The organism is Tistrella arctica (assembly GCF_039630945.1).
GTDB classification, from domain to species: domain Bacteria; phylum Pseudomonadota; class Alphaproteobacteria; order Tistrellales; family Tistrellaceae; genus Tistrella; species Tistrella bauzanensis.
Map to the genome: position 1 here is coordinate 105,295 of NZ_JBBKTV010000013.1, position 14,253 is coordinate 119,547.

The following is a 14,253-nucleotide window of genomic DNA, read 5'->3' on the forward strand; positions in this document are numbered from 1 at the left end:
TCACGTCACGCCCAGGATTTGCTCGCGGATGAAGGCGGCCGTATCCGGAGTATAGGCGCCGCAGCCGGCGCGCGGGATGACGTGCAGCTCCTCGTCCGCCGCATCGCCATAGAGCCCGAGCACAGACGCGATCCACTCTTCCTTCGGCGGCGTGGATGGCCGGGTGAGCTTGATGCGCTCCCAGAGCCCTGCCTGCAACGCGTCCTCGAATGTGATGCGCAGCACTGCCGCCCCCGGCCGGCGGCCCTCACGAATCTCCGTGACGAGCTGGTTGAACTCGTTGTCGGCGCCGTCATGGGTCGAGATCACGATCACGCGGCCACCCCACATGGTCAGGGCCAGCGCGGACTTAAGGACTTCAGCGAGGTTACTCATGAAGGCCGCTTCGTCGAGGATCACGAGACCCTGCCGGTCACGCAGCGCACGCGGGACACTCGACAGCGCGACAACCTCATAGCCCGAGGCGTACCGGATCCTGAATGCCTGGATGCTGCGGGTCTCTTCCCCGTCCTTCTGGTCGTAATACACGAATTCCTCGACCTCAGCTTGCGCACCCACCGGGGCATAAGCCGTCGACCACATCGCGACCGAGTCGATGAACTCCCGCGCCATGTCACGGTCGAAGCCCATGTAAAGGGTATCCATGCCGCCCGCGTTCCGCTGCGACGCGGATATCAGGGCGGCACGAGCCGCGATGCCCCAGGTCAGACCGATATGACGGCTCTTCTCGATCACGAGCAGCGCACAGGTATCGGCCTGCTGGAACGCCGCCACCTGATAGTCCAGCAGCACGCCCTTAAGCGGCATCCCGACCAACTCTGGCGGGAGGGATTGAGCCAGCGCCGGCGTCATGTCACGTCACTCCTAGGATTTGCTCGCGGATGAACGCGGCCGTATCCGGAGTGAGGCCCCGAGCCTTGGCCGCGGCGCCGGCGCGGTCGGCTGCTTCGCGGCGCGCCTTATCGGCTGCCCGACGCTCGGCCACCACCAGCCGATCACCCTCCAGCTTGCGCGCCTGGGCGAGGTTTCGCAGGGTCGCCGACAGCGTCGCGACATCGTCGACGTCCAGATGGGTCCCTTCCTCGTCGTCCTCCGCCGTTGCCAGCTTAAAGGCGGCCGCATGGACCAGCTCGACATTGAGGGCGGCCAACTTATCCGGCTGATCGCCGATCTGATCCGCCAGGGCAACGGCAATCGCCCGCTGCTCGCGCATGCGGGCACCGATGCGGTCGATACGCTGGATATGAGTGCCCAGGCCACTGCGCGACACGTCGTCGACGCCGAGCGTGCGCAGGTGCGACAGGATCTCGTCGATCGTCCGACCCTGACGGCGGAGATCGCCGATCGCCTCGCGCACCTCCTCCGGCAACCGATCGATCTTCGACGGGCGGGCCATGCGTCAGCCGCCGATCGACGGATAGTCGATGCCAGGCACCGGCTCGACTTCGCGGCGGGTGTAGGCGACGCCACGTGCAGTGATCGCGGCGACCATCACACGGCCTTCATACCATGACGTGCGGACCATGCCCGCCCGCTCAAGGTGATCGATATCCGATCGGATATCGCCCAGTTGCCGGCCGCCGAACCCCAGCGACTGGAGGCAGGTTTTAATCACGCTCTCATTCGCGGTGCCCTCGGCTTCAATGAGTGCCCTGAGCATCGCGAGTCGGCGGCTACCAGCGACCGCCGAGGCAAATCCGGTGATGGTTTCGGTCATTTTCGATCCCGCAGTAGGTAGTCCTCAATGCGCGTGAGGGCCTGGCGCTGGGCCTCCTGTCCGGAGGCCACCGTCTTCACGGACCCCTCCATGCGGGCTAAGGCCTCGCGCAGTTCGGCGATGTCATCTGCCGTCGGGAGATGCTGCACCTCGCCCTCGAGTCTCTGCGTGCGCGTCTTGAGTTCGGCGACCTCGCTGGTCAGCGGGGATAGAGCCGCCCTCAGATCATCCTGACTGGCCAGTCCGCGCCGGACCGCCCAGGACATGGCCGATAGCACCAGGGGCGACCCGACGAGCATCGCCAGCGATAGCGCCGGCCACCAGTCCTTCAGGATCTCCGGCACGGGCTGGCCTCCCTCTCTTCACGCCGCGCGCAGTCAACGCAGGCGCTGACGCCCGGCAGCACGGCCCGCCGATCGGCCGGGATCAGGCCGCCGCAGACCCGGCATGTCAGCCGGCCAGTGGAGCGCGGCCGGGCGAGGTGGCGGGCGATCGCGTCGCCGATCGCCGCCTCCACCCGCACCGCCGCGATGTCGGCATCGTCAGCCATCGACAGCGCGCCCCAGACGCGCGGCGACATAGTCGCGCAGGTCGACGTCCACCAGATCAAAGCGCGACAGAGCATCCGGCACCCGGCGCTGGAGATAATTGACGGCCATATCAATGACTTGATGCTGCATATCCCGCACGGCGCCGCGCGTCCCGGCGCCCGCCTGCCGGACGGCATAGTCGATCGCGCTGACAGTGGCCTGTTCGAGGTACTGGCGGACGCGAGCATCCTCCGCCAGCCCCAGATAGCCCAGAGCCCGGTGGATCAGGCGCACGGCCAGCCCGCCGACCACCACGCCGACCGCGCCGAGGATGCCGTCGATGGCGATGTTCAGGCCGGCCGCGCCGGCGCCGCCGTCCGCCGCATGGGCGGCCGTGCCGATGATCGTTGTCAGGCCAACGATGGTCAGGATGCGGGTCATCGACATGGTCATGCGTCCTCGTCATAGGCGCGGGCCAACCAACCGCCCAAAAACCGACCCCCGAACTGCGTGGTCGCGGCCAGCAGCCGGTAATAGCCGGCGGCCTCGGATCGGATGGCGTGGATGAGGTCGGGGCCGATTGCCGCGATCGTGTCGCGCGAGATCGGGCCAAGATCTCCATCATCGGCGATCTTGCGGCCATGGGCGCGACACGCGCGCTGCACCAGCCGGTGCCCCTGGACCGGCCCCATATTGACCGCGAGGTCGAGTGTCTTGGCTGCGATCGGATCGGGCAGCGCGCCATATTCGAGCGCGTCCCACCACAGCACGCTATAGATGATGGTGGCGTCAGACCGCATCAGGTTGCGGATGGTGTCGGCCGTCACCTGCGACGGGATGGCCAGGCCGGCTTGGGCAAGCTTGCGGCGGTCCGCGGCGCTGAGCCGCTTGAGATACCTGATCGACACGCCATAGTTGGTAATGCCGCCAGGGTCGGCGGGGTCATCCGCCAACCTCCCCTCGCGGGACAAGAGCCGCTCGACAGCCGCCACACGGCGGCCGTCGAGCGAAGTGCCGCCGGGGCCGGCGGTCGGGAGGAGCTGTTCCATGCCCGCCATTTTCGCGGGCGCGCGGCGGCGCGGTCAGGCTGACGGATGTCCGATCGGCAGGGCCATCTGCCGGTCATCCTGTCGCGGCTGCCGGCGGCGATGCGCACGGCCGCAGGTCGGGCAGACGGTCGGCGCCTCGGCATCCTCCGGTCCGCCATTGCCACGGGCGATGCCGGCGGTCAGGCGGCCGGCATGGGTCTCCGTGATCCCGAGTTCGCGGGCGATGCGGCCATGGGACCAGCCTTCCGCGCGCAGCCGGCGCGCGCGGATGGCGCGGATCAGCGGCACCGCCGATGGCACGGCGTGGGTGTCGCCCCCGAGCGGCGACCGGCAGACCAGCTTCGCCCCCTGGACGCCGAGCACCCGGGCCAGCTCGTGGCCCGCCTGGACATCCTGAGGGATGTAGAGGCGCGTACCGCCATGGGCTTCGGCCAGCCGCAGGGCCGCGTCGACACCGACGATCTTGGCGATGTCAGCCAGGATGCCGGGCAGCGTCTCGGGGTGCAGCGTCCAGGTGCCGGCCATGTGGATCACCTCTCTCAGTTTCCAGGGCGCGGAGCCCCGGGCGCCCGCGTCATGACGCGGCCTTCATGCGCCTGATCTCAATGCCAAGGTCTGCGCTGACCGCATCCAGCTCTGCGGCGCCCATCCTGCTCAGGTCGAGATCGGGCCTCATGGCGGCGCGGAGATGGCTAAGCTGTGCCTCGATCACCGCTCGCTTGGCTTCCAGCGCACCCGCCCGTGCAGGCGGCCATATGACCCACCCCTCCCGCGCGATCCACGACTTCAGGGCTTCGATCACGGCTGACGTCTGGCGGACATCCAGCCAGTTCATGGCGCTTATGCCCGTCTGCCTCTCTATCCATGTCCCTAAGCCGGTTTCGGTCGGGTCATAGGCAATACCGAGGTTCCAGGCCGCTACCCAGAGCACCCGGACCTTGGCGCCCATTGGGGTGTTTAGCTGCCGCCGATCACCTTTGCGCGCGCGGACCTTCGTGCGCCACCCGGCGGCCTTCAGGGCATCAAGCACCCGCCCCAGGTCGGCAGCCGATGCGGCCGAGGCTGACCGGCTGCCGATCGTCCGGGCGTAGATGTCGCGGAGCCCCTCGTCTGACAGGCCCAGCTCCCGCGCCGCGGCCCGGACGGTGCGCAGTCGTTTCGTGCGCTCATCCATTCGCTTCATTGTCCAAGCCCCTTGCTGCCCTCAGGGCCGCCGCGACGGCGGCCCTGAGGTCTGACGTGTCCAGGTCCGATACCCGGTCGGCCGGCATCCCCTCGGGCACGTCGGTGACCACGGTTACCGCCAGAGGCCCGTCGGCGAGCACCTGCCAACCCGCGTCGAGATAGGCTGGCAGTGCGCCATAGGGGATCGTGACGGCATACCGCGCGAGATCAGGCATTGCCGCCCTCCATCCGGGCCAGCGCCATGAGCTGCGCCCGCGCCCGCCGCCGGCGCGCCTGTGCGGCGATGTGCGTCTTTTGGGCGCGCATCGCCGCGATGCGCGCCTTGTCCCAATCGGATGCCGCGTCAAGGGCGGCATCCTGGGCTGCGAGGTAGGTGGAGACCGCCGAGGTGATGTCGGGCATGTCATGGCTCTCCCTCTTCAGGGGCTACCGACGCCATGCGCCGCAGACTGGTGGCCAGTTCATGCGCCCTGACACTCCGGGCAGCGATCGCCAGGCGCCGGCCTTCCGGCGCCTGCCGGGCAGCCTGATCCAGGTCATCCACGACTTGCGCCAGGTCGTCGGCGGCACGGTCCAGGATCGTGATGTAGGTCGGTATGGTCATGCGCCGTCCTCCTGATCGCTCATTGCGTCCCTCGCCCCCTCCAGGCGGGCAATGGCGCCATCGCGCCACCACCTCGCCTTTGCGAGGCGGTCCCGCGCGCTGCGGACGCGCCCCTCCGCGGCCCGCAGGTCCGCTTCGCACGCGCGGATCGCCATCCTGATTTCACGGGCGCTACCATCGTCGGTGGTCATGACGGCACCTTGTCGATGTTGTGAGCGCGATAGCTGAAGGTGGTCGCGACCACCCACGGGTTTGCGCGGCGGCCCCACGTCCCGTGCCGGCCGTAGATCCGGTCCCAGGCGACCGCATAGGCGATCTGCGGCATTACGTAGGCGGGCCGCCCCCCGGCCACCTCTGCCGGCGTCATGGGTTCGAGGGCGTAGCGATCTGCGAGGTCGCAAGGCATCCTGATCACGCGCACGCCCTCGGCGATGATGTCGCGCTCATCAATCTCGGAGAGGCGGTGGGCTCGGACGTCCGTGACCACAAGAGTGGCCCGGCTTGCCCAGCGCGGCATTGAGGTTCCGGGGCGCCATCGGGGCGGGTCCGCCCGGTCGAAACCGTGCCGGTAGTAGCAGACGCGGTCCAGGGTCGGAGCGATCGCCATCGGTAGACCGTGCCAGGGCCCCCAGCGCAGTTCGTCGGCGCGGCGCTGCCCGTAGGCGTGATGGAGCGCGTGAGCCTCCTTGACCCAGAGCCGGTCGCCGGGCTTGTGCGGCCGAGGAGATGGGTGACGGATCTGGGTCTTGATGCCGCTCATCATCGCCTCGACCCACAGGGCAGGGACCGTGATGGGATAGTCAGCCATCACTGCGCCCCCCCCAACAGACCCGCCGGGGCCGCACTCCCTTCGAGCGGCGCGTCGACACGGACGGCGCGACCAGCCCTGGCCCCGGCGCCGTGCGCGCCGCCCAGGCCACGGACACCGGTCTTGGTCGCGGGCGTCAGCGCCCGCATGGACTGAAGGGCGATCCCGCGCCGCGCCATCTCGGCGTCGAGGGGCGCGAGGCCAGCCTTGATCTGCGCAAATCCCTCTGCGGGAGCCCCGAAATCCAACTCCTTGCGCCTCCACAAGCCCTCCAGCAGTGCCGCCCGGACGCTGCTGGAGAACCCCTCCGCAAAGGCCTTGGCGACCGCGGCGCGGGTCCGCGGTGACCGCCGCCGCCTGTACGCGGCCGTCGCCCGGAAGGCGGCGAGCGCGTCACCGCCCGCCCGCCGGATCACCTGGTGGACATACTCGGCAACCAGGACCGAGCCGGGCTCGCCGAAATACACATAGGTCCGCGGACCATGGCCCCCGCCGAAGTAGCCCCGGCAGTCTGCGAACATTGCGACCACCGGCCAAATGTCATCCAGAGGCGACCGCCGCCCCCCCAGCTCCACCTCAAGCGCCTCGGCCAAGGCTGTATCAAGTTCAGCCTCCGTCAGGCCATGGGTGGACAGCAGTTCTGCGGCCTTCACGGCAGCGGCGATGGCCTCCGCCTCCGTGCATCCCCGGTCAACCGTCATGGCCCTGAGGGCCTGGATGCGGGCGCGGATGCGGGCCAGATCAGTTGATGACATTGCGCGCCTCCGCCGGCCGGCGACCGCGGGGCACACCCAGGGCGTCCATGGCAGCCTGGAGACTAGCCAACGGCGCCACGAGGTGCCGCACGACCCGTTGATTGTCATGCGCCTCCGCGCTGTCGCGCACAGCCCGGATCATCATCTCAACAATCATGAGAGTTTGACTGCCGTCCGCCTGCCCCCGGACCATGATCTTGTCATCATCGGCCGCGGTGGCGCACACGATCAGCGCGCTCCCCTCATGCTCCGCAACCTTGAGACAGTCGTTGATTGCCTCGCCGAGCCACAACAGCCGGGCCTGGACCGGGATCGCCACGGCCTTCACTTCCTGCACCTTCTTCGCTTTCTTCACGTTCCTATCCCCTTAAGGATCAGCAGCCGCTCCACAGCGGCCCGTAGCCGTGTCGGCATCCACGCCCGCCCGACCTGACCGACGATCAGCGCCACCACCTCGCGCTCCGCGGCCGCAACGAGCCCGGCCGGATCGGTCGGTGGCGCGGGTTGCGGGGCTTCGAGCGCCGCGAGGCGGGCCTCAACGGCTTCAAGGCGGGCGATGATGGCGGCGGGATCGTCGGTCATGGCTCAGGCCGACGCGATATCGATCGGAACCATCCGCCACCGGTCCGTCGGCCGGTCGCGCCGATAGAGCCGGATGTATGTCTTGGAACCCTGGACGCGGATCGCGTCGGTGATCGCGGTCATGGCCCGGCGCCATCGGTCATCGTCGATATCGACCTTACGCAGACGTAGCAGGGCTTCGCGGTTCACGACGCCGGCCCGATCGGGCACAAATGCGTGTTCGACCAAGGCCCGGATCGGCGCCGCGGCATCCGCTGACCACTCAGACACGCACTCGTCGATAAGCGACCGCGCCGCCTCCAACTCCGGCCCGAAGGCAATTGTGTCCGACACCGCGACCTGCACCTTCTGGGTGCCGTCATATGATGTCAGGGTGAGGTTCCCCTTCTGACCGCCCGGCTTGGCGCCGTATTGCTCCCGCAGGATGTCGACCAGAGCGTCGACATCGTCCATGGTGTGCGCGCGGAAGCGCGCAATCTGCGCGGACAAATCCTCGGCATAACCAAGGATTTTGCGGACCGCCTGATCTTCCAGGCTGTCCGCCGGCCGGACCAGGTCAAGGGGCACCAGCCGCCCTTTGCTGTCCTTCATGTACCCCTCGGGCGTGGTGACGTCAGTCATGACAGGCCTCCACTGTTCGTGTTGACCCAACACGGCGCGCACCCGCGCTCCACCGCCTCGGCATAGGTGAGGGGCATGCAGTGCGTCGGCTCCCAGCCCAGCACCGCGCCGCCCTCGCGCACCCACTGAGGCGGGCTATAGGGGATGTCCCGGCCGGCGACAGCCCGCAGCTCGGCGATGGCTTCACGCCCCCATGCGTCCTGGACGTGCATCGGGTCGCTGGCCAAGACGACCTTGTCGTCATCGGCGCCAATCACGCTCAGCAGCTCCCCGGCCACGATCTTGTCCCACGTCCGCGACCTGTCGTATTCGAGCGGCGTGCAGTAGTCGTCGACCGCCCCGGTTTGATCTTCGGTGTCCATGCTCATTCCTCTCTCGGTTTCAAGCCGGCGGTCAGCGCCGCCGGAAGGGAATCACGTTGACCGGCCTTGCCGGCGCTGCCTCGACCTCGGCCTCCCGCGCCACCCCCGGAACGATCAGCCGCTCAAGGCGTGATACATCCTCGGCATAGGCCCTCAGCCGGGCCACGAGGGTGGCCCAGGCCTCGTCTGTCATCTGGCCGCGCCGCGCCAGCCAGTCGGCATGCATCACCAGGTTGTCGATGTCATGGGACAGCACGGTCCCGCCCTCCCTGCTGATGAGCGATCCCGTAGAGGCACGTCTTGCAGGCGCGCCACGCCTGGATCGCGAGGTGTGATGACGTCGGCGGTTTCGGGTCGGTCCTGATGCGCTGGCAGCGCCGGTCGTCGATCCGCCCCAGGACGGGGCAGTCGACCGCCTGGATGACCTTCGCCCTGACCGCCGCCTCGACCCGGTCATACGACCCGTCATAGGTCCGCCGCAGCACCCGGTGCACGACCATCGGGTCGTATCGGATCTCGTAAGCCACGGCGTTCGCGGTGCGGGACTGGGCGGCCGCGGCCAGCGCCCGCACCCAGTCGGGCAGATCACCACCCCAGGCTGCCATGGCCGTGCCGAGGTGGTCGGCGCCGGCCTGCGGGGTGCCCTTCTTCGGCCCGCGCTTACCCATGGCCGCCATCCACCTCCCGCGCCACCGGCCGGCCGAGCACCTGACCGGTGTTGCGGTCATAGATCGCCCTAAGCTGGATCACCGACGGCGCCAGCGGCCCGGTCATGGCCGCCTCGCGCAGCCGGTAGACATGCGGCCGCAGCTTGGTGTTGGTGATCAGCACACCGGCCCCGGCCAGCAGCCGGCAATACTCGTCGGCTGCTGCCTCGGACACGCGCACCTCGGCGGTGCTGGCCCAGATGGCCAAATCGCGCGCCCTGAACTGCTTGTGGATGCCGATCGTCCGCCACATCTGCTCGCGCCCCAGCCCCCGCTTGTAGCGGGTGCCATCACGTCGCACGGGAGGTGCGATCGGCCCTGGATCTGCGCCTTCGGCGAGCGCCCAGACGTTAGCGCGGTTGTGATCCACCCTCACATGCACCAGGATGCCGGCCTTGACGAGCCGGGCCACGTAGCCGGCGATGGTCGCCCGGTGAGTATTGCAGGCCTGGTCGATCTCCCTGACCGTCACCTCACCGCGGGCAAGACACGCCTCGCGGATCAGGCGCCAATAGCCCTGGTTGCCGCGCGGCACGTCGGCGTCGGCCAGTTCGGCCATGATCTTGATCGGGCGGCGCGCCATCACAGCCTCCGCATCTTGCTCGGCGCCGCATCCCACAGCGGCCGGTCGCCCCACCGGGTGGCATCGACCACGTCAAGGCCCTCGGCTTCAGCCCAGTCGCGAACCGCGTCGATCCCGACACAGATCCGCCGGGTCCGCCCCTCAGCCTGGGTAACGATGCGGTCAGTCAGATCGCGAGCTATCGCGAGATCGGGGGCATAGAGCCGCGCCAGGACTTCAGCATCGTCCGCGGTGGCCGGTTGGGCGGGCACCCAGGCCAATACCCTGTTGTGTAGCCGTTCGTTTCGGCGCATGGCCTGCGGGAGCAACTCTTCGCCAATCAACACGACCGGTGCGCCGGTCTTGTTGTGTATGTCGCGTAAGGCTTCGTCATATCCCCGCGCGATCGCATGGTCGGCTTCGTCGATGATCAGCATGGCGGGCGCTGCCGCCAGGGCCTCGATCACCGACTGATGCAGATCAGCCGTAGTGCCGCGGGCGGGGGCGCCGACGGCGCGCGCCAAGTGCTGCAAGAACTTTTTCGTGGTCCAGAGTTTTCCGAGTTCCAGGTAATGCGCCTGGAATTCATTGGCCGCATACGTCGAAGAGCAGGTCTTTCCGAACCCCGACGGGCCGTAGAAAACGCCGATGCCTGGCAGATGCCCGCGGCGCCCGCAAAGCCGCCCGGCAAGCTCCCTAAAAAGGGCCACATTGGTCAAAGGCGCAACCGTATGCATGCTTTTGGTCCTTAATTAACTACTAATGGTTGTTGTGTTGCCCGCAGCCCTGCCGTCACCCGTGCATCCGGGCAGCCGGCCGTATCGACTTCAGCGCGCCAGGATGGCCGCGCGCTGATCCTCAAGATCTCGCCTGACCCGGTATTCGGGCCTGGTCCGGTATTTCGTCAGCCAAGCGGCTTCGCCATCGGTCAGGCTCTCGCCTGCCTCCGCCCGCCGCTCGATCTCCCGCGCCCGCGCATACCGGACTTCGGCCTCCGTGGCCGGCGCCGGCGCCGAGGCACCCGGCCGGATCTCGACCACCTGCGCCGACCGCTGCCACTCGACGGCCGCCGCCGAGAGGGCGGGCACCTCTATCGGTTTCGGCGCCGAGATCGGGCGCGGGATGCTGGTGATCTTGGGCAGATCCGCCGCAACCGGCGCCGGCGCCGCATCAACGACAACCCCGATCCCGCGCCGCTCAACTTCGATGTCGTCAAGCTGCTGCTGTTTCAGATCGGACCGGCGCTTGGCGCGCTGGTCGCGGATGTGTTCAAGCTTGCTTTCGGGGACGTCCGGTATGACGTTGGCGTCCCTTTGAGCAACACAGATCAGCCGCCCGGCGTCATCCCGCACCCACACACGGTCGCCGTCGTGGATGTCGTACCCGACCCGCACCGACTGCCCCGTATAGGGCACAAGGGCGTGGTCGTAATACCGCCCCCAAGGCAGCCGCACTTCACCGCGGATGGTCCGCCGGATTTCGTAAGGCCTGAACAGGTCTTCAAGCAGGTCCGCCGGCAGGGTCGACGGCGTCCAACCCGACTCAATCGCCTCACGCATAGCCTCGGTTGGCGTCTGATGCCGCGTGCGGCCGGTCACCTCGTCCCTGATCCGTTTGAGCGCGCTGTGGGGGCGGTGGTTGTATGCCTCGACCGCGGCTGCAAAGTGCGCCAGGGCATCAGTCCACGACATCAGCAGCCGCGATGTGCCCCGGTCCTTGATGTCCCGCTCAATCTTGGTCGTGACGCGCTTCACGATGTCTCGATCAGCGGTTCGCCCGACATAGGTCGGCAGCTTCCGCTCGGCAGGCCCCCACAAGGTCGCCTGCGCCCGCTCGATCTTGCCGCGCGCCTGCGGCCGTCCGCCGATCGACGTGTCGGGCTGGGTGCCGCATCGCGCCCAGAGGCCCAAGACCTCACCGCTGATCGCCTCAGCCACAAATCCGCTGCCGTTATCGGTGTAGACCGCCGCCGGCACACCCCAGCGCTCGACGGCATGTCGGTATGCATCCATCACCACCCAAGTCGACTCTGCCAGGCCAGCGGACCACCCGACACCGTACCGGGTCGCAACGTCGATCACCGACACAAGCTCCGCGCGGAAAGGGTTGCCCGTGATCGGATGCTGAGTCGCGCTCTTGAAGGTATGCCCATCGGCCGTCACCAGATCCATCGGCCACATGCCGGCGGACGACCGCCGCTTATGACCCATCAGCGCCAGCATGGCGTTCTGCCCGATCCGCCCCCGCTCCCGAACCTGCGGCGGCAGCGACGCCAGATAGCTCCGAGCCTGACCGTAGCTCGGCATATCAACGTCGGCCGGCAGTGCGCTCCGCAGATCCGTCAACACCTCCGTAAGGGGCCGCTCCGGCGGCCGCCTATATATACTGAGGAGGTGTGGCGCCCAGTCCGGTTCCGGAGCCGCCGGCGCCGCCTTCGGCAGCAGCCCCACCCACCCGGTCTCGCGCTGCCGCGCCCGCCACCGCTTCAGGGTCCGCTCCGACAGCACGCGGCTTCCCGCCGCCCCGCCCGACCGTGCATTAGCCACCGGCACCAGCGCTGCCAGCGCCGGCGCCAGCGTCCCGCCGGCCGCCGCCGACACCATGGCCCGGATCGCCCGGTCGGTGCCGTGGGTGGCCGCCAGACGCTCGATCTCGGCCAACAGCGCCGCGCGAGCATCGGCGCAGGCCCGCTGCCAATCCGCCACGGCGACCGCCGATGGCGCCTCTACCGGTTCCGCGACCGCCGGCAGGTCCGCCGGGGCGGGCGCGGCGACGGCGAGGCTGCGGCGGGCCAGTTCGTCCTGGATTTCGGCCGGGAGGCGCGCAACCTCGAACAGCTTCGTCTGCCGGCCATCCTGTTGTGACACCGCGTGAGGCCAAGCACCGCGCACCGCGCGGAGGTTCACCGCACGTTTTTGCACACCGAGAACGGACGCAATCTGGTTGGCGGTGATCCAGGGAGATGTCATTTGCGTCGACCTCCCATGAGGGCCTTTTCCTCATCGCGCAAGGCAGCGATGCGCCGCCTTACTTGCCCGAGCCGCGCATCGCGTGCCTCTTGACCAATCAGGACCAGGCTGCCCCGCTTTGATGCCAGCAGATGCTGGAGCACGACAGTGTCAGTCGCGACTTCGAACGCAGCCGCGTATTCCATCGGGAACCGGTGGCGATCCTTGGACTTGGCGGTCCAGGCGTTGAGTGTTGCCTCGCTGATATCGGCTGCGGCCAGATCACTCATGCGTGCGGCCACTTCTGCCCGCGAGAGCGGTGTTTCCTTCAGGGCATGTGCGAGGATGCCGCACAGCTCGTCGCCATAGGCCAAGCTGCCGGGCAGTAGGCGTGGCGGCTTCGGGATTTCCCAGAAGCCGCCCTCCAGCGATAGCTGCCGTGGATCAGCCCGGCCCGTCTTCATGCGGCCCCCGCATGTCTACGGGCGCGCGCACCTTCGACATTGCGCCCGGTCGCACGCCCGCTAGACTTCACGGCATGGCGGCGGCGACCGGTCCGGTCATAGCGTTCCACAAATAGTGTCTCGGGCTTCAGCCCGAGCGCCTCGGCGATCGCGACCTCTTGTTGATAGAGGGGGGATCGCAGCGCCTGGCTGACGACGCTCTTGCTCCAACCGTTGGAGCGTGCGATGTCCGCCAAGCTGGTGTTCCTCAGCTTGAGCTGCATGAGGATCCAGGCGGTCCGCTCGTATGGGTCGGTTGGTACTGAGAGGGTCATATGTCTCATCACAGGTCAGGTGGTTGGTCGCATGTCTTATCACTTCACCCGTATAGACATGACACACCAATTTTGGGTTTTCAAGCCATATATGAGATTCATGGTCGGACCATGAATCTCATATATGGTGCCTTGTCCCGGATGTCAGATTTCGCCGCTCTCACAAAGGCATAGCGCGTTGGCCGCCAAATTCGGCGGTTTTCCTAGGGATTCATGGTGGCGCAAGCGAAATGGGAATCAGTAAGAGAGACGGCGGGGCGGGTGACTTTGGGCACCGACTGCGGGACGCCAGAACCCAAAGAGGGGTTCAGCAGCAGGAAATGGCTACCCTTCTTGGGGTATCCCTCAACACATATGGCAGGTATGAGAGGGGAGAAAGCTCCCCCGATGTAAGGGTTATGGAACGCCTAGGATCGCTCGGCTATGACATCGCATGGCTGATTACCGGCTTGGGCAGCCCTAAGCGGGCCGAACCGGATGTCGATCCGCACCTCATGGGCACCATCGTTGATGCCATCCGCGCCCTCTATAAGGGCGAAGGGGCCGCTATTCCGGACCGGACCCTTGGCGAAGAGGCAGCCCGGATCTACGGCGATCTGGTGGCGGTGCGGCACGACACGTCCGCGACCCTCATCGCCCTCGGTGAGATCCTTGCTGATCGGCGCCGCAAGCTTCGCGAGAGCGCAAGATCTCCAGACCGTAGCAAACGCCCGGCCTGAAATTGGTTTATCTAGACAAAGATCACCCATCGACGCTTTCCGGCCCGTTTCAGCCGGATAGCGCGCTATTTCCTCCCCTAATGATCGTCGAAAGCGATTTGGAGCCGTAATTCGTTAATTTGTGATTAATACGCGGCAGCATGTTCGCGCAATACGCGGGAATGCATCTTCCAGTTGTCCGGTGCACACTACCAGCGCCCTAAAGCTGCATTTCGGGATGCGATTCGGCAGCGGACCCGCGATTTTCCGTGTATCGCATTGATTCAGCGCGAGTTCGCGCACCCCGAAGCGATCCGCATAACGTCGTGCGCGCTTCGGGAGCGGCG

The 14,253-nt window shown here is 67.4% G+C and carries 27 protein-coding genes; 1 reads left to right on the forward strand and 26 read right to left on the reverse strand.

What is annotated here, in order from left to right; all coding sequences use genetic code 11:
* The 26 genes from WG924_RS24165 to WG924_RS24290 form a co-directional block, all read right to left on the reverse strand.
* Positions 1-852: a hypothetical protein gene (locus tag WG924_RS24165; protein ID WP_345935600.1), complete on the reverse strand. Its 852-nt coding sequence runs from the start codon at positions 850-852 to the stop codon at positions 1-3.
* 1 nt (position 853) lies between these two features.
* Entirely contained in the window at positions 854-1,396 is a 543-nt protein-coding gene (locus WG924_RS24170; protein WP_345935601.1) for a phage protein Gp27 family protein, read from the reverse strand.
* Positions 1,397-1,399: 3 nt separating this feature from the next.
* Positions 1,400-1,717, reverse strand: a complete 318-nt coding sequence (locus tag WG924_RS24175; RefSeq protein ID WP_345935602.1) for a hypothetical protein — start codon at positions 1,715-1,717, stop codon at positions 1,400-1,402.
* Positions 1,714-2,061, reverse strand: coding sequence for a DUF2730 family protein (locus WG924_RS24180; RefSeq protein WP_345935603.1), 348 nt, complete (start codon positions 2,059-2,061; stop codon positions 1,714-1,716). Before WG924_RS24180 ends, WG924_RS24175 begins: the two co-directional genes overlap by 4 nt.
* Positions 2,046-2,267 carry a TraR/DksA C4-type zinc finger protein gene (locus tag WG924_RS24185; protein ID WP_345935604.1) on the reverse strand — a complete coding sequence of 74 codons (222 nt, stop codon included), beginning with the start codon at positions 2,265-2,267 and terminating at the stop codon, positions 2,046-2,048. Before WG924_RS24185 ends, WG924_RS24180 begins: the two co-directional genes overlap by 16 nt.
* Positions 2,260-2,688, reverse strand: coding sequence for a hypothetical protein (locus WG924_RS24190; protein WP_345935605.1), 429 nt, complete (start codon positions 2,686-2,688; stop codon positions 2,260-2,262). Before WG924_RS24190 ends, WG924_RS24185 begins: the two co-directional genes overlap by 8 nt.
* 8 nt (positions 2,689-2,696) lie before the next feature.
* Positions 2,697-3,305 (reverse strand): glycoside hydrolase family 108 protein, encoded by a 609-nt coding sequence (locus tag WG924_RS24195; RefSeq protein ID WP_345935606.1) that lies wholly within the window; start codon positions 3,303-3,305, stop codon positions 2,697-2,699.
* 24 nt (positions 3,306-3,329) lie between these two features.
* Positions 3,330-3,821 carry a hypothetical protein gene (locus tag WG924_RS24200; RefSeq protein ID WP_345935607.1) on the reverse strand — a complete coding sequence of 164 codons (492 nt, stop codon included), beginning with the start codon at positions 3,819-3,821 and terminating at the stop codon, positions 3,330-3,332.
* A gap of 49 nt (positions 3,822-3,870) precedes the next feature.
* A complete protein-coding gene (locus WG924_RS24205; RefSeq protein WP_345935608.1) occupies positions 3,871-4,470 on the reverse strand; it encodes a regulatory protein GemA in 600 nt (199 codons plus the stop codon).
* Positions 4,463-4,696: a hypothetical protein gene (locus WG924_RS24210; protein ID WP_345935609.1), complete on the reverse strand. Its 234-nt coding sequence runs from the start codon at positions 4,694-4,696 to the stop codon at positions 4,463-4,465. The genes WG924_RS24205 and WG924_RS24210 overlap by 8 nt, the downstream gene beginning before the upstream one ends.
* Positions 4,689-4,883 (reverse strand): hypothetical protein, encoded by a 195-nt coding sequence (locus WG924_RS24215; RefSeq protein ID WP_345935610.1) that lies wholly within the window; start codon positions 4,881-4,883, stop codon positions 4,689-4,691. The genes WG924_RS24210 and WG924_RS24215 overlap by 8 nt, the downstream gene beginning before the upstream one ends.
* A gap of 1 nt (position 4,884) precedes the next feature.
* On the reverse strand, positions 4,885-5,085 hold the full coding sequence (locus WG924_RS24220) for a hypothetical protein (protein ID WP_345935611.1): 201 nt from the start codon (positions 5,083-5,085) through the stop codon (positions 4,885-4,887).
* Positions 5,082-5,276: a hypothetical protein gene (locus WG924_RS24225; protein WP_345935612.1), complete on the reverse strand. Its 195-nt coding sequence runs from the start codon at positions 5,274-5,276 to the stop codon at positions 5,082-5,084. The genes WG924_RS24220 and WG924_RS24225 overlap by 4 nt, the downstream gene beginning before the upstream one ends.
* Positions 5,273-5,893, reverse strand: coding sequence for a hypothetical protein (locus tag WG924_RS24230; RefSeq protein WP_345935613.1), 621 nt, complete (start codon positions 5,891-5,893; stop codon positions 5,273-5,275). The genes WG924_RS24225 and WG924_RS24230 overlap by 4 nt, the downstream gene beginning before the upstream one ends.
* Complete coding sequence (locus tag WG924_RS24235; RefSeq protein ID WP_345935614.1) at positions 5,893-6,648, reverse strand: DUF7168 domain-containing protein; 756 nt, start codon at positions 6,646-6,648, stop codon at positions 5,893-5,895. Before WG924_RS24235 ends, WG924_RS24230 begins: the two co-directional genes overlap by 1 nt.
* Positions 6,635-7,003, reverse strand: a complete 369-nt coding sequence (locus tag WG924_RS24240; RefSeq protein WP_345935615.1) for a hypothetical protein — start codon at positions 7,001-7,003, stop codon at positions 6,635-6,637. Before WG924_RS24240 ends, WG924_RS24235 begins: the two co-directional genes overlap by 14 nt.
* Complete coding sequence (locus tag WG924_RS24245) at positions 7,000-7,230, reverse strand: hypothetical protein (RefSeq protein ID WP_345935616.1); 231 nt, start codon at positions 7,228-7,230, stop codon at positions 7,000-7,002. The genes WG924_RS24240 and WG924_RS24245 overlap by 4 nt, the downstream gene beginning before the upstream one ends.
* A 3-nt stretch (positions 7,231-7,233) precedes the next feature.
* Positions 7,234-7,851: a DUF3164 family protein gene (locus WG924_RS24250; RefSeq protein WP_345935617.1), complete on the reverse strand. Its 618-nt coding sequence runs from the start codon at positions 7,849-7,851 to the stop codon at positions 7,234-7,236.
* Positions 7,848-8,213 carry a hypothetical protein gene (locus WG924_RS24255; protein WP_345935618.1) on the reverse strand — a complete coding sequence of 122 codons (366 nt, stop codon included), beginning with the start codon at positions 8,211-8,213 and terminating at the stop codon, positions 7,848-7,850. Before WG924_RS24255 ends, WG924_RS24250 begins: the two co-directional genes overlap by 4 nt.
* Positions 8,214-8,244: 31 nt before the next feature.
* Positions 8,245-8,469, reverse strand: a complete 225-nt coding sequence (locus tag WG924_RS24260; RefSeq protein ID WP_345935619.1) for a hypothetical protein — start codon at positions 8,467-8,469, stop codon at positions 8,245-8,247.
* Entirely contained in the window at positions 8,456-8,881 is a 426-nt protein-coding gene (locus WG924_RS24265; protein ID WP_345935620.1) for a hypothetical protein, read from the reverse strand. Before WG924_RS24265 ends, WG924_RS24260 begins: the two co-directional genes overlap by 14 nt.
* The gene (locus WG924_RS24270; RefSeq protein ID WP_345935621.1) at positions 8,874-9,503 is read right to left on the reverse strand and encodes a hypothetical protein; all 630 of its coding nucleotides are present in this window, start codon (positions 9,501-9,503) and stop codon (positions 8,874-8,876) included. Before WG924_RS24270 ends, WG924_RS24265 begins: the two co-directional genes overlap by 8 nt.
* Positions 9,503-10,219 (reverse strand): AAA family ATPase, encoded by a 717-nt coding sequence (locus tag WG924_RS24275; protein WP_345935622.1) that lies wholly within the window; start codon positions 10,217-10,219, stop codon positions 9,503-9,505. Before WG924_RS24275 ends, WG924_RS24270 begins: the two co-directional genes overlap by 1 nt.
* Before the next feature lie 90 nt (positions 10,220-10,309).
* Positions 10,310-12,451 (reverse strand): Mu transposase C-terminal domain-containing protein, encoded by a 2,142-nt coding sequence (locus WG924_RS24280; protein ID WP_345935623.1) that lies wholly within the window; start codon positions 12,449-12,451, stop codon positions 10,310-10,312.
* Positions 12,448-12,894 (reverse strand): hypothetical protein, encoded by a 447-nt coding sequence (locus WG924_RS24285; protein ID WP_345935624.1) that lies wholly within the window; start codon positions 12,892-12,894, stop codon positions 12,448-12,450. The genes WG924_RS24280 and WG924_RS24285 overlap by 4 nt, the downstream gene beginning before the upstream one ends.
* Positions 12,891-13,157 (reverse strand): helix-turn-helix domain-containing protein, encoded by a 267-nt coding sequence (locus WG924_RS24290; protein ID WP_345935625.1) that lies wholly within the window; start codon positions 13,155-13,157, stop codon positions 12,891-12,893. Before WG924_RS24290 ends, WG924_RS24285 begins: the two co-directional genes overlap by 4 nt.
* A gap of 281 nt (positions 13,158-13,438) precedes the next feature.
* Between WG924_RS24290 and WG924_RS24295 the strand changes: the two genes are divergently transcribed.
* The gene (locus WG924_RS24295) at positions 13,439-13,927 is read left to right on the forward strand and encodes a helix-turn-helix domain-containing protein (protein WP_493660858.1); all 489 of its coding nucleotides are present in this window, start codon (positions 13,439-13,441) and stop codon (positions 13,925-13,927) included.
* The last annotated feature ends 326 nt before the right edge of the window (positions 13,928-14,253 follow it).

Bases quoted from the DNA above. Each gene is read 5' to 3' on its own strand.
- WG924_RS24165 (WP_345935600.1), bottom strand. From the start codon at position 852: ATGACGCCGGCGCTGGCTCAATCCCTCCCGCCAGAGTTGGTCGGGATG.
- WG924_RS24170 (WP_345935601.1), bottom strand. From the start codon at position 1,396: ATGGCCCGCCCGTCGAAGATCGATCGGTTGCCGGAGGAGGTGCGCGAG.
- WG924_RS24175 (WP_345935602.1), bottom strand. From the start codon at position 1,717: ATGACCGAAACCATCACCGGATTTGCCTCGGCGGTCGCTGGTAGCCGC.
- WG924_RS24185 (WP_345935604.1), bottom strand. From the start codon at position 2,267: ATGGCTGACGATGCCGACATCGCGGCGGTGCGGGTGGAGGCGGCGATC.
- WG924_RS24190 (WP_345935605.1), bottom strand. From the start codon at position 2,688: ATGACCCGCATCCTGACCATCGTTGGCCTGACAACGATCATCGGCACG.
- WG924_RS24195 (WP_345935606.1), bottom strand. From the start codon at position 3,305: ATGGCGGGCATGGAACAGCTCCTCCCGACCGCCGGCCCCGGCGGCACT.
- WG924_RS24200 (WP_345935607.1), bottom strand. From the start codon at position 3,821: ATGGCCGGCACCTGGACGCTGCACCCCGAGACGCTGCCCGGCATCCTG.
- WG924_RS24205 (WP_345935608.1), bottom strand. From the start codon at position 4,470: ATGGATGAGCGCACGAAACGACTGCGCACCGTCCGGGCCGCGGCGCGG.
- WG924_RS24210 (WP_345935609.1), bottom strand. From the start codon at position 4,696: ATGCCTGATCTCGCGCGGTATGCCGTCACGATCCCCTATGGCGCACTG.
- WG924_RS24215 (WP_345935610.1), bottom strand. From the start codon at position 4,883: ATGCCCGACATCACCTCGGCGGTCTCCACCTACCTCGCAGCCCAGGAT.
- WG924_RS24220 (WP_345935611.1), bottom strand. From the start codon at position 5,085: ATGACCATACCGACCTACATCACGATCCTGGACCGTGCCGCCGACGAC.
- WG924_RS24225 (WP_345935612.1), bottom strand. From the start codon at position 5,276: ATGACCACCGACGATGGTAGCGCCCGTGAAATCAGGATGGCGATCCGC.
- WG924_RS24230 (WP_345935613.1), bottom strand. From the start codon at position 5,893: ATGGCTGACTATCCCATCACGGTCCCTGCCCTGTGGGTCGAGGCGATG.
- WG924_RS24235 (WP_345935614.1), bottom strand. From the start codon at position 6,648: ATGTCATCAACTGATCTGGCCCGCATCCGCGCCCGCATCCAGGCCCTC.
- WG924_RS24245 (WP_345935616.1), bottom strand. From the start codon at position 7,230: ATGACCGACGATCCCGCCGCCATCATCGCCCGCCTTGAAGCCGTTGAG.
- WG924_RS24250 (WP_345935617.1), bottom strand. From the start codon at position 7,851: ATGACTGACGTCACCACGCCCGAGGGGTACATGAAGGACAGCAAAGGG.
- WG924_RS24255 (WP_345935618.1), bottom strand. From the start codon at position 8,213: ATGGACACCGAAGATCAAACCGGGGCGGTCGACGACTACTGCACGCCG.
- WG924_RS24265 (WP_345935620.1), bottom strand. From the start codon at position 8,881: ATGGGTAAGCGCGGGCCGAAGAAGGGCACCCCGCAGGCCGGCGCCGAC.
- WG924_RS24270 (WP_345935621.1), bottom strand. From the start codon at position 9,503: ATGGCGCGCCGCCCGATCAAGATCATGGCCGAACTGGCCGACGCCGAC.
- WG924_RS24275 (WP_345935622.1), bottom strand. From the start codon at position 10,219: ATGCATACGGTTGCGCCTTTGACCAATGTGGCCCTTTTTAGGGAGCTT.
- WG924_RS24280 (WP_345935623.1), bottom strand. From the start codon at position 12,451: ATGACATCTCCCTGGATCACCGCCAACCAGATTGCGTCCGTTCTCGGT.
- WG924_RS24285 (WP_345935624.1), bottom strand. From the start codon at position 12,894: ATGAAGACGGGCCGGGCTGATCCACGGCAGCTATCGCTGGAGGGCGGC.
- WG924_RS24290 (WP_345935625.1), bottom strand. From the start codon at position 13,157: ATGCAGCTCAAGCTGAGGAACACCAGCTTGGCGGACATCGCACGCTCC.
- WG924_RS24295 (WP_493660858.1), top strand. From the start codon at position 13,439: ATGGGAATCAGTAAGAGAGACGGCGGGGCGGGTGACTTTGGGCACCGA.